This window comes from Ruminococcus champanellensis 18P13 = JCM 17042, assembly GCF_000210095.1.
Classification (GTDB): domain Bacteria; phylum Bacillota; class Clostridia; order Oscillospirales; family Ruminococcaceae; genus Ruminococcus_F; species Ruminococcus_F champanellensis.
Window position 1 is genome coordinate 2,562,922 of sequence record NC_021039.1, and the last position, 10,287, is coordinate 2,573,208.

At 58.1% G+C, this 10,287-nt stretch carries 14 protein-coding genes, 4 tRNA genes and 1 rRNA gene; 2 read left to right on the top strand and 17 right to left on the bottom strand.

Going from position 1 to position 10,287, the window contains the following annotated elements; genetic code table 11:
• Positions 1-183, top strand: a 183-nt coding sequence (locus tag RUM_RS12995) for a hypothetical protein (protein ID WP_207634951.1), incomplete at its 5' end; no start/stop codon positions are given.
• Between the two features lie 16 nt (positions 184-199).
• Positions 200-275: transfer RNA gene (locus RUM_RS11710), tRNA-Pro, on the top strand.
• Positions 276-394: 119 nt separating this feature from the next.
• Here the strand turns inward: RUM_RS11710 and RUM_RS11715 are convergent.
• The 17 genes from RUM_RS11715 to RUM_RS11795 form a co-directional block, all read right to left on the bottom strand.
• Positions 395-682 (bottom strand): ribosomal protein L32, encoded by a 288-nt coding sequence (locus tag RUM_RS11715; RefSeq protein ID WP_015559301.1) that lies wholly within the window; start codon positions 680-682, stop codon positions 395-397.
• Between the two features lie 118 nt (positions 683-800).
• Positions 801-1,619 carry a peptidoglycan-binding domain-containing protein gene (locus tag RUM_RS11720; protein WP_015559302.1) on the bottom strand — a complete coding sequence of 273 codons (819 nt, stop codon included), beginning with the start codon at positions 1,617-1,619 and terminating at the stop codon, positions 801-803.
• Positions 1,620-1,640: 21 nt separating this feature from the next.
• The gene (locus RUM_RS11725; protein WP_022357093.1) at positions 1,641-1,919 is read right to left on the bottom strand and encodes a PE domain-containing protein; all 279 of its coding nucleotides are present in this window, start codon (positions 1,917-1,919) and stop codon (positions 1,641-1,643) included.
• Between the two features lie 8 nt (positions 1,920-1,927).
• Positions 1,928-2,686 (bottom strand): coiled-coil domain-containing protein, encoded by a 759-nt coding sequence (locus RUM_RS12770; protein WP_015559304.1) that lies wholly within the window; start codon positions 2,684-2,686, stop codon positions 1,928-1,930.
• Positions 2,687-2,789: 103 nt separating this feature from the next.
• Positions 2,790-3,053, bottom strand: a complete 264-nt coding sequence (locus tag RUM_RS12775; protein ID WP_015559305.1) for a hypothetical protein — start codon at positions 3,051-3,053, stop codon at positions 2,790-2,792.
• Between the two features lie 52 nt (positions 3,054-3,105).
• Entirely contained in the window at positions 3,106-3,303 is a 198-nt protein-coding gene (locus RUM_RS11740) for a hypothetical protein (protein ID WP_015559306.1), read from the bottom strand.
• Complete coding sequence (locus RUM_RS11745) at positions 3,300-3,587, bottom strand: hypothetical protein (protein WP_015559307.1); 288 nt, start codon at positions 3,585-3,587, stop codon at positions 3,300-3,302. The genes RUM_RS11740 and RUM_RS11745 overlap by 4 nt, the downstream gene beginning before the upstream one ends.
• On the bottom strand, positions 3,584-3,868 hold the full coding sequence (locus RUM_RS11750; protein ID WP_015559308.1) for a hypothetical protein: 285 nt from the start codon (positions 3,866-3,868) through the stop codon (positions 3,584-3,586). The genes RUM_RS11745 and RUM_RS11750 overlap by 4 nt, the downstream gene beginning before the upstream one ends.
• Positions 3,869-3,879: 11 nt before the next feature.
• Positions 3,880-7,215, bottom strand: a complete 3,336-nt coding sequence (locus tag RUM_RS11755; protein ID WP_015559309.1) for an FtsK/SpoIIIE domain-containing protein — start codon at positions 7,213-7,215, stop codon at positions 3,880-3,882.
• Positions 7,212-8,108 carry a hypothetical protein gene (locus RUM_RS11760; RefSeq protein ID WP_015559310.1) on the bottom strand — a complete coding sequence of 299 codons (897 nt, stop codon included), beginning with the start codon at positions 8,106-8,108 and terminating at the stop codon, positions 7,212-7,214. Before RUM_RS11760 ends, RUM_RS11755 begins: the two co-directional genes overlap by 4 nt.
• Positions 8,109-8,366: 258 nt before the next feature.
• On the bottom strand, positions 8,367-8,720 hold the full coding sequence (locus tag RUM_RS11765) for a cupin domain-containing protein (RefSeq protein ID WP_015559311.1): 354 nt from the start codon (positions 8,718-8,720) through the stop codon (positions 8,367-8,369).
• Positions 8,721-8,824: 104 nt separating this feature from the next.
• Positions 8,825-9,268 (bottom strand): Rrf2 family transcriptional regulator, encoded by a 444-nt coding sequence (locus tag RUM_RS11770; protein WP_015559312.1) that lies wholly within the window; start codon positions 9,266-9,268, stop codon positions 8,825-8,827.
• Positions 9,269-9,320: 52 nt separating this feature from the next.
• Positions 9,321-9,740 (bottom strand): hypothetical protein, encoded by a 420-nt coding sequence (locus RUM_RS11775; RefSeq protein WP_015559313.1) that lies wholly within the window; start codon positions 9,738-9,740, stop codon positions 9,321-9,323.
• 65 nt (positions 9,741-9,805) lie between these two features.
• Positions 9,806-9,881, bottom strand: a tRNA-Asn gene (locus RUM_RS11780).
• Positions 9,882-9,917: 36 nt separating this feature from the next.
• A 5S ribosomal RNA gene (rrf, locus tag RUM_RS11785) occupies positions 9,918-10,034 on the bottom strand.
• A gap of 18 nt (positions 10,035-10,052) precedes the next feature.
• Positions 10,053-10,127: transfer RNA gene (locus tag RUM_RS11790), tRNA-Glu, on the bottom strand.
• Positions 10,128-10,130: 3 nt separating this feature from the next.
• A tRNA-Lys gene (locus RUM_RS11795) sits at positions 10,131-10,206 on the bottom strand.
• Between the last annotated feature and the right edge of the window lie 81 nt (positions 10,207-10,287).

Consider the following 10,287-nt stretch of genomic DNA (forward strand, 5'->3'; position numbering starts at 1 on the left):
AAAAGTATAACAGCATCTGTGGGAAAAGTCAATTCTTACGGAGATAACAAGGCAAAACCTCTGAAATCTGCACAAAGTCCATCTGCAAAAGCTATACAATCCGCCAAAGGGAAAATTTTTTTGAATTTCCTGTTGACAAATCCGGATGGACATGCTATAATATCATGTAGTCAGTTGATCTGACTACTGACCCCCGTGTCTGGGTGTGGCGCAGTTGGTAGCGCGCTACCTTGGGGTGGTAGAGGCCGTGGGTTCAAGTCCCGTCACTCAGACCATGCAAAAACCGCACAGAATTGGGCTTTTGTCCGTTCTGTGCGGTTTCTTTTTTTGTGGGGGAAATTCGAGTGAGAGCACTACGCCCCATCACCCACCAGGAACGCCGTCCATCCTCCGGTCATTCCGGCAGGGAATCCGCCCCGCTGCTGTAATGGGACTGAACCTGCTGCCCGAAATCGTTTGCATATTCCTCCGCTTTGTCCATGAAATGTCCGAAAAACAGGGGGATGGCAAGGATCACCGCCAGGATCATACACAGGATCAGAATCATCAGGGCGATTACGCCGGCGGACACCTGCAGCTTGCCGCAATGGGGGCAGCGCCGGGTTTTCTCCGGGATCAGTTCCCCGCAGTGGTTGCACTCCATATATTGTTTGGCGTGGATCTTGTCCTCCATGTTTCTCATAATGCCCTCCTGTATGCGACTGCAGATCGGTTTTGGTTTCTTTTAATAGTTTAACACAAGATAGAGCATTTGTCAACGGACTGTGTATACAAACGCCCGGCAAGGGGCGCTATGGGAACTACTCCCCCAGCTTCTCCCTTGTCTCCTCCCCGACGATGCCGTCAGCCTTCATATCCCGATCGATCTGGAACGCCTGCACCGCCTGCCGGGTGTCCTCGTCAAACGCCCCGGTGATCTCCAGCTCTGCGCCCTGCCGCACCAGCTGCCACTGGATCCACTTTACGTCCTCCCCCTCTGCGCCGGGCTTTACCGTGTCCGTGGGCTCTGCATAGGGACACCCCTCCGGTTCCGGCTCCGTTGCCGCTTCTGTGGTGGCAGGATGGGTGGTGGGCGGCGGCACCTCCTGCTGAGAATCCGACAGCAGGGCGTTGGTAATGGGGTTCACCCCGTTGCTGCAGCTGACGATGAATGCGGTGGGCAAGCCGATCACCACCACGATCAGCAGCAGGCATTTCAGATACTTCAGCCGGGCAGCCTCCCTTGCCTCCAGCACTGCCTCCTGGCTGGACATGGGCACGCTGATGGGGTGCAGCTTTTCCAGCTGTTCCACGTCCGGCATCCGGTCCGGTGCCTGCTCCCCATGGGCAAAGGGCGGCAGCTGGGCATAGCTCCCCACTGTGGCTTTCAGGTCATTGTATTCGTCCACCGTCATGGCAAAGGACGCAGCCCGCTCCAGCAAGCCCTGTGCGTTGGGATCCGGCTGGGTAAAATTCCTGCTCCGGAGCCGTGCCAGCCCAAGCCATACCCGGTAATGCTCCGGTGCCTCCTGCGCCAGTTGACGGAACACCGCCTCCGCCTCTGTGAAAAGCCCCAGCTCCAGCAGACCCTCCGCCCCCCGGATCGCCTGCTCCATACCCTCTCTGTTGTCCCTGTCCATTCTGATCGTCCTTTCGATGTGCTATTTCCCCAGCTTTTCGTATGCCTCCAAAGCATCCGCCGCCAGGTGCAGCTGTCGGTATGCCCCTGCGTAAGCCGCATACACCGCCTCCAGCCGCTGACCGGTCACCTGTAATGCCTGTGCCGCTCCGGCGGATACCCGATCGTCCAGCGCCTCCTGGTATTGATGCACCGCCCTGTTGATCCGCTCCTGCGCCGCCATGCACTGCTCTGTAGTGCGCCGGAGCCTGTCTGCGGTATCCCGCAATGCATGGGGCGCTGCTGTTTCCATCCGTTCCATGCTATCACCTAGTATCTGATTCGGTTCATGGCATCCTCATAGGCAGAGATCGCCTTCCACGCCTGTGTTCCCAACTGCTGGGGCTCCTCCATGCACCGGATGGCATGCTCCATACCGGACAGGTGGGTCTGCCCCTGTGCTTCGTATGCCTCCAGACCCGCAGCAAGGGAATCCAGGAACCGTTCCAACGTCCGGATCTGACTGCCCAGTGCCGTGACTGCGCCCCCAAGCCGTGCAAGCCGCGCCCGGCACTGATCCATTTTCGGTGCCGCATCCCCCATTTGTACCGCCAGCTCCTCCGCCTCCTGCCGGGCGGTGCGGATCCGCTCCTGTGCATCGGCGATCTGCCGTGCCCCCTGTTTCAGGGCATTCCGTCTGCCCTGTTCCAGAAAGGCATAGGAGGGGTCGTTTTCTGCCGGCAGGGGCATAGCCTTTGCCGCCCGGTACTGACGCTGGGCTTCCTCCAACGCCTCCTGCGCCGCCTTTTCCCGGCACAGCGCCGCCTCCCGCCGGCGAAATGCGCTGCCCAGTCCGTCCTCCAGCCGGTACAGCGCCGCCTGGTTCTGCACCATCAGCTCCCGCACCTGATCCAGTTGCTGCTGCATCTGCCTGCACTTTTCTCCGGCGGCTGTCTGCTCCGCCCGTGCCGACCGTTCCGCATGCTCCCCACGCCGGGCAAGCTGCTTTGCGGTCTGCTGCATCCTCGCCAGGCTCTCATCCAGCTCCTGCTTGGCGAGCCGCACCGTTTCCGCTGAAAACCGTGCCATGTGAACCTCCTTTTGCAGTCTGCTGCATCTGCCTGCACTTTTCTCCGGTGGCTGCCTGTTCCGCCCGTGCCGACCGTTCTGCATGCTCCCCACGCCGGGCAAGCTACCGTGCGGTCTGCTGCATCATGGACAACACACCGCAAAGCACGCCTGGCGGCTTTGTGCAGCATCTGCTGACGAATATTCCGCCATATCGCCCGGAAGCTCCTTGCAATACGGAAGTATTCCTGCGTCGCATCCAACCGATCTGGTAAAACATGCGCTGGCGCATCTGCCCCACAAGCTGTGCGGTCTGCTGCATCCTTGCCAGACTCTCATCCAGCTCCTGCTTGGCAAGCCGCACCGTTTCCGCTGAAAACCGTGCCATGTGAACCTCCTTTCGGGGTCTGCTGCATCTGCCCGTTCTGCATGCTCCGCCGCTACTCCTCCGGCGGGGCAAGGGACGCCGGATCAAAGGTCAGGGGCTGTACCTCCGGGCAGGTCTGCTCCAGGGGCTTCAGCAGCTCCTCAAATGCCGCCTGCTCCGCCGTGAACAGCCCCCACGCCTGCCGGGTCATGCCGTTGAGCCGCTCTCCCAGAGGGTCGTCCCACCGGGCAAGGTTCTGCATCCGGTTCATTGCCGCTGCGCCTCCCGGAGCAGCTTTGCCTTCCGGGCAAGATCCCCCTCCATGGCGTGGAGCAGCTTCAATTGCTTGACCGCATCCGCCACCGTAGCATCCAAAAAGGCAGAGAACCGGTCATACTGCTCCCCACGCCAGAAGTCATGCATATTGGCATGCTCCTGCTTCAACTGCAAAAACAGCCGGGACATGGTGTCTACATACTCCCCCAGTTCCTTGCTGAACGCCAGGATCGCCTCCTCCGGATGCTCCGTTTGCGCCCGTATGGTATGCTCGCTCATAAAATATCACCCCGCTGCAAATACATCCGGTACAGCTCTGCCATTTTTTTCGTATCCGACACCTGCCGGGCGATCTCGCCCCCAAGCCGATCCACGCTTTGCCGCATATAGCCCATTTCCTCCTCCAGACGCACCGTCACCTGATCCTCCAGCATGCCGCTGAGGGCACGGGTGCGCTTTTGCAGATACGCCTCCGTCTCCTGCATCCGATCCAGTTGCTTTTTTAAAGATGCGGTATACTCCTCCAACCGGGCAAGGTCTACAAAAAATTTATCCTGCATACCGGCTCCTTTCACCCATCCAACAGGGCTGCCCGATACCGGTCAAACCAGCCCTTCCAGTTCTCGTACTGATAGGGACGCACCTTGGATACATTGGGCAGCACCACGCAGCAGTTTGCCGCCAGGGTATCCACCGACACATATTCGCCGCCGTTGCTCCAGTCCGCCGCCGCAAGGGCTTCCCTGGAGCAGAACACCGCCCGCTGGTACCGGATGCCTCTGGGGATCAGCTCCCGGAGCCGCTGGGGCTCCTTTTCCGTGAGGATCACGAAAATATGCTGCTCATAGCCCCGTGTGTACAGCAGTTCCAACTGCTGGCTCAACTCCCGTGCCCCCGGTGCAGCCCCTCCGTCCGTATCCATCAGCAGTCGGTCAAAGGCGCTGAGTTCCTCCCGGGGCGCAGCCTGCTCCGGCGCAAAGTCCAGGATATTCCGGGCGCTGCTGACGATAAGCAGTCTGGGGCTAAGATCGATCTCCGCCCCTGCCTTCAGCCCGTCCAGCCGTGCATGGTACAGGTCATGCAGCCGGGTGATCTGTCCTGCCGCATCCCCTTCGTTCTTGATGTATGCCACACTGCCGGACAGCATGGGCGCCATATCCTCCAACGGGCTTCTGTATTTGCGCCCCTGGCTGGTGTAGTTCAGGTCGCAGTAGGTGACTGCATCCGCCAAGGGACAGCCCTCCGCCCGGAGCTGCTGCAAAAAGCTCAATGCCGCAGAAGCCTCCAGAGCACGCAGCCTGGACAGCTCCCCCAGCATCACATAGCCGGAGAAGGTGCCGCTGGACAGCTCCAGTCCCACCGGCTCGTCGGACAGAAAGGACTGCCCCAGCACCAGTTGATACCCGGTATCCCCCGGCTCCGGCAGCACGCACCGGCACAGATCGGAGTTCCCCTCCCCCACCAGAAGTGGTGCTTCGTTGCCGGAAATGATCATGGGGGGCACGGGAATATTCGCCCACTTGTCACAGATCTCCTTTGCGATCCGCTGATGCTCCGCCCCATTGGTTTTCCCTGCCCACGCCGCCTTGAACAGGGTGGCATGCACGCCCCCGTCCTCCGACTGGTAGGCAAGCCCCCGCTCCTGCTGCAAATCGTTCATCATTTCTCCGCTGCGGCTGGTTTCAAAGGCGCTGTTGATGGTATTCTCCGAACCGCTGAACACGATCCGGTTGAAAATCTGATCCTTCGCCTCCCTGCCCACGCAAATGGCCTGGCTGCTGAGGATGATGCTGATGCCGGCATTCCGGATCTCCTTGAGCAGCGCCAGCAGCCGGGCGGAGCACTTTGCCGCCAGTGCCGCACTGCCGTTTCCGGTGGCCTCCAGCATATTCTGGTACTCGTCAATGATGACAATGGTGCGCTTGAGCCTGGGCAATTCCCCGCTCTGCACCTTTTTGCTCATGTGATAGGTCTTGAAATCCGTTGCCCCTGCCCGGTTGAACAGCCGGTTCCGCTGCTCCTTCAGAGCGGAGATCTTGTGCAGCACATCGTAAGCGTCCTCCACCCGGTTTTTCAGGGAAAGAAAGGACACATGGGGAATGTAGGCGCTGGCCTCCCCCGGGCGCTTCAAGTAGTTGGAAAATTCCACCCCATCCTTAAAGTCAATGAGGTAATACTCCAGCTCCTCCGGAGAATACGCCATTGCGCCGCTGAGGATGAGGGTATGCAGAAACGTGGTCTTGCCGGAGCCTGTGCCCCCGGCGATCAGAGCAGCGGATTTTCCGGTGCTTTCCACATCCAGACGGAAGTACTGCACCTGGTTGCCGCTCCTGCCCACCGGAATCTTCAATTCATCGTAATAGGGCGTCCGGTCATAGGCTTCGTGCAGCAGGGAATCCAGCTGGATGGGCCGGGACACATATCTTGTGGAATCCGCCAGCAGCTGCCACAGCGCCCCCTCCGAAAACGCCGGCTGGGCAATGTCCGCCCTGTATGCTCTGCCCCCTGCGGTGAAGCAGCCCTCCCCGGTGTAGGTCACCACCAGTGAGCCGTACCTGTCCGCATCCAGGGGCGGCACCGGCTCACCGAACCGGGTCAGCCGGGCGTCCGTATGGTTCACCAGCAGGGTGAGAATGCCGCAGCGCCCACCGCTTTCCAGAAGATTCTCCACCTTTTTCCGGACGGAGCGTTCCTCAAAGGCATAGGGATAGTTGTGGATCACCACCAGCACAAAGGGCTGGGGCGTATCCGGACAATGGGCGTTGTAGTCGTAGATATTGGCGTATTTTCTGCCGTAGAACCGGATCCGCTCCTCCATCAGGCTGCTGATCCGGTCAACCCCTGCGGCAATGGCATCCTCCGTGGCTTTGGGGCCGTCAAAGGTGACAGCCTCCCCCACCCCGTTGGTCAGCTCCGACACCAGGGAGCATACCACACCGGACAGATCCCCCTGCATGCCGCAGACGTGCAGCGCCTTCACCGGGAAGGATACCAGAAACTGCAAAAACCAATTCACCAACAGGCTCTCAAACTCCCGGCTTTCGATCTGTGCGCCGGTGGCGTTCACCACAATGGAGGAAAAATTCGGATTCAGTTCCACATAAAAGGGGTTGGAGCAGAAGGCCTCCGGATCCGGGTGGAAATTTTCCTGCCAGAACCCCTCCGTTTCCGGGGACAGGGTGAATGCCGCCCGCCCCAGCAGGATCTGCTTGGGGGCTTCCTCCGCCCCCAGCCGGTCACAGGACAGCAAATCGCTGCGCACCTGTGCCGCCTGCCGGTTCAGCCCTTCACATAGCGCCCGGCATTCCCCATACGACTGCCACCGGGTCACATCACACTGCGCCCGGCAGGTGCTGTCGATCTGCTCTCCCCGATCCTCCCGAGCCCGGCGCAGCTGTGCCCGGATCTCCCTTGTGGGATAGTCCCGATCCAGCAATGCGTCCAGTTCCTGGTACAGTGCCCTTGCGTTGCAGTAGGATACCGCCAGCCGCTCGCACACGGCTTCATCCTGGGCAGCCGGCTGCACGCACAGGGATTTTGCGGCGGAAAGAAACGCCTTTGCATGCATGGAAAACGCATCCAGGCACTTCTTCCCCCGCAAGGGCAGGGGCTTGGTTTCTGCGATCACCTCCGACAGCAGCGGCCCGTCCGCCGGGAATTTTTTCTGGATCCGTTGAATTTCCGCAACCATCTCCTCCATGGCATGCAGATCGGTTTCCACCTGGCTTCTGGGAACAGCGTATAAATCCCCATTGGCACGCTGATAGGTCTGCTCGTTTTCGGCATGCGCCTGCCGGGCAGCCTCCTGCGCCCGGGCGCACCGCTCCCCGAATGCGGCGGCAAGCTCCGTCAGCCGCTGCTGATTCAACAGATAATCCTTGTCCATCTTCATGCCCTCACCTGTCATACCGTACACTGCCGCAGATCCGGATTCTTCAGCATATCCGCCACCTGGGGCTGTTTGCACTGTTTATAGATGCTGCTGGAAAGGAAGGGAATGTTCCGCTTCCGGCAGCGTTTTTTCTCCTTGAATACCTTCTTGCCGAACACCGGATCCTGCGCCATCCGATCCTCCAGCGCCATGCAGGTCTTGAATGCCCCGATGAGCTTTTCCAGCATGGGCACGCTGCATAGCTGCTGCCGCTCCTCCGGGCTGAGCCGGTGAAATTTCATTTCCAGCAGTGCCACCTGGGGCAGCCAGTCATACACCGGTGCCGTCAGCACCGTCCGGGCGGTGGTGAATACCTCCTGGTCGATCATGGCAGACCGCAGCACCACCGGCGCCAGTTCAAACGCCCCCGTATCCGGCACCAGGCTCCGGAGTCTTTCGGACAGGGTGAGAAATTCCGGCTCGAATGCCATGGCATCCTTGCACCAGGCAATGCGTGCGCCGCAGATTTCTGCCGCCCGGGTGCAGTACGCCGGGGTGCACCACTGCTCCTCCTTCTGGGGCAGCTCCAGCGGCGGCAGGGAGTCCCGACTCACCCGATCCGACAGGGCGGCAGCCTCCTTTTCCAGGGCTTCCCTGGCATTTGCATGCACGCCGGGAACCTCCTCCTCCAGTTGTTCCAACGTATCCGTCCGGGTGCAGAATCTGGTAACGGATTCCGGCAACAGCACCAATGCCGCCGCCAGCCGCTCCACCCGACATGCCCAATCCTCGCTTCTCGGAGCTTCCGCCAGCAGCCGGATCTGTCGATCCACCAAGCCGCCCTTCCGTTTATATACATATTGTTTAACTGAACCGGTAACCACCGGTGTATATGCCGGAATGCCGGCTGCTTCTGTCTGCATACTCATAATGACCCGATCCCCTTACCTTTGCAGTACCGCCCCTTATTTCGTGCCGGCGAACTGCCCTTTATGCTATTTTACCATCTTTCCGACGCAATGTCAACTGAATTTTGTTTTATATGTATAAGGTGGCAAAGAATGTACCTGTTGTTTATTTTCAACGAATTGTATAGGAACCCTGCACAAAGCAGCTATACCTCCTTTGTAGGATGTACCGAAGACAAAAAACCCGGAGCGGATGCTCCGGGCGTGTGGCAGCAGGGATCATTCCACCACTGCGTCCTCCTGTGTAAAACCTGCAAGGGAGTGCTCCTTCACCTGAATGCACACATAGGAAATGGCACTGTCAGCAGCTGCGGAGAACTGGCGCTTTGCCGCCGGCGCCACCCGGAGCCAGTCCCCGGCAGTCAGAGGAATCTCCTCCCCGTCGATCACCGCCTTGCCCTTGCCGGACAGGATACCGTAAATCTCCTCATTCTGCTTGTGGGCGTGGACAAAGGGCACGCCCGCCCCTGCCGGCAGGGTGTTGATGCTGACCTCGGCACCGGTAAGCCCCAGCTTATCGTGCAGCTCCGTGCGGCTATCGGCTCCAAGTGTGATTTTCGTGTACTGTTTCATAAGAATACCTCCATTCATGATGTAACATTTATTGTTACAACCATAGTATAGCACACCGCTGTTGTAATGTCAAGAGGTACAATGAAAAAAAGAGTCGTGAATCCTCACGACTCCTCCGTATCCAGCCGATGCTGCAACTCTCCACGCACCTGTGCCATGGTGACGCTCTGTAATTCCCGTTCCATCGCATGCTGTGCACGGGCAAGGCATGGATCCAGCACCCCGTGCACATTCCGCCCCACCGGGCAAAGCTGATTGGGCTTTTCGTGGAAATGAAACAGGGAATCCGCATCCACACTGTCCACCGCCCGGTACACATCCAACAGGGTGATCTGCTCCAGGGGCTTTGCAATGCTTGCACCGCCGGAGCCCCGTGTCACCTCCACCAGACCGGCAGTCTTTAACTGACCCAGCAGCTTCCGGATCATCACCGGGTGCACATTGGTGCTGCCTGCCAGAAACTCGCTGGTGACCTTGTATTGATCCCGGAAGGTATCCAGACACAGGAGAATATGAACCGCAAGGGTGAATCTGCTTGAAATCTGCATAATGTCCGCCTTTCACCGGCATACGCCGTGCTCCCACCTATCGAATTCTTTATCACCTTGTCTGCCATGCTTCCTGGGCGATTGAAAACAAATCCTCATAAAATCTGCGTTTATGATAACCACTTAGCACATCTTTAATAATGATTGCCAGCGGTACTCCGATTAGAAGAGTTGCCCCAACCTGTCCAAGACCTTCAGTGAAGCAATTCAAGCCAATGGAAATTGAAAGAAATGTAAGCATAACCTGAAGTTCTATCGCCTCTACATCCTTTGCTCCTCTGATTCGTAGCATAAGGAAATGGGTAAAATTAGAGAAATACTCCTCTGACGGAACCCGTTCCAGCAATTTGTAAATATGTGCACGCCACTGGGTGTACAGGGTATATTTCTGGCTTTTCCTCTTGCATACCTTCAGGTACTCCGCCCTTTCCTCCTCCAGATTAAGAATCTCTTGATATGGTTGTCTGTGCATAACTGTCCCTCCTACAAGTACTACAACAAGAAAGCCTGAACACATACATGTTCAGGCTTTTTTCTTGGCTCCCCCAACTGGACTTGAACCAGTGACACCCTGATTAACAGTCAGGTGCTCTACCGACTGAGCTATGGAGGAATAGAGAGTGCAGAGCAAAAGCTCTGCACTGTTTTGTGCCGGCGTTGATTTATCTTCCCAGGTCGTCACCAACCAAGTATTTTCAACGCAGATGAGCTTAACTTCCGTGTTCGGAATGGGAACGGGTGGAACCTCATCGCCATAAACACCGACTAAAGCATTTTGAAATGCTGGTGACCCGTGCGAGAATCGAACTCGCGATGCCGCCGTGAGAGGGCGGAGTCTTAACCTCTTGACCAACGGGCCGTTTGGTGCACCATCGGGGACTCGAACCCAGGACCCACTGATTAAGAGTCAGTTGCTCTACCAACTGAGCTAATGGTGCGTGATATATGGTATTATACCATATTCAAGGCCGCTTGTCAAGTAGAAACGCAGCATTCAAAATGATTTTTCAAAGGCACCC

What these genes read in the sequence shown, in the direction of transcription:
- RUM_RS11715 (WP_015559301.1), bottom strand. Translation starts at nt 682, where the DNA reads ATGAGAAACATGGAGGACAAGATCCACGCCAAACAATATATGGAGTGC.
- RUM_RS11720 (WP_015559302.1), bottom strand. Translation starts at nt 1,619, where the DNA reads ATGGACAGGGACAACAGAGAGGGTATGGAGCAGGCGATCCGGGGGGCG.
- RUM_RS11725 (WP_022357093.1), bottom strand. Translation starts at nt 1,919, where the DNA reads ATGGAACGGATGGAAACAGCAGCGCCCCATGCATTGCGGGATACCGCA.
- RUM_RS12770 (WP_015559304.1), bottom strand. Translation starts at nt 2,686, where the DNA reads ATGGCACGGTTTTCAGCGGAAACGGTGCGGCTCGCCAAGCAGGAGCTG.
- RUM_RS12775 (WP_015559305.1), bottom strand. Translation starts at nt 3,053, where the DNA reads ATGGCACGGTTTTCAGCGGAAACGGTGCGGCTTGCCAAGCAGGAGCTG.
- RUM_RS11740 (WP_015559306.1), bottom strand. Translation starts at nt 3,303, where the DNA reads ATGAACCGGATGCAGAACCTTGCCCGGTGGGACGACCCTCTGGGAGAG.
- RUM_RS11745 (WP_015559307.1), bottom strand. Translation starts at nt 3,587, where the DNA reads ATGAGCGAGCATACCATACGGGCGCAAACGGAGCATCCGGAGGAGGCG.
- RUM_RS11750 (WP_015559308.1), bottom strand. Translation starts at nt 3,868, where the DNA reads ATGCAGGATAAATTTTTTGTAGACCTTGCCCGGTTGGAGGAGTATACC.
- RUM_RS11755 (WP_015559309.1), bottom strand. Translation starts at nt 7,215, where the DNA reads ATGACAGGTGAGGGCATGAAGATGGACAAGGATTATCTGTTGAATCAG.
- RUM_RS11760 (WP_015559310.1), bottom strand. Translation starts at nt 8,108, where the DNA reads ATGAGTATGCAGACAGAAGCAGCCGGCATTCCGGCATATACACCGGTG.
- RUM_RS11765 (WP_015559311.1), bottom strand. Translation starts at nt 8,720, where the DNA reads ATGAAACAGTACACGAAAATCACACTTGGAGCCGATAGCCGCACGGAG.
- RUM_RS11770 (WP_015559312.1), bottom strand. Translation starts at nt 9,268, where the DNA reads ATGCAGATTTCAAGCAGATTCACCCTTGCGGTTCATATTCTCCTGTGT.
- RUM_RS11775 (WP_015559313.1), bottom strand. Translation starts at nt 9,740, where the DNA reads ATGCACAGACAACCATATCAAGAGATTCTTAATCTGGAGGAGGAAAGG.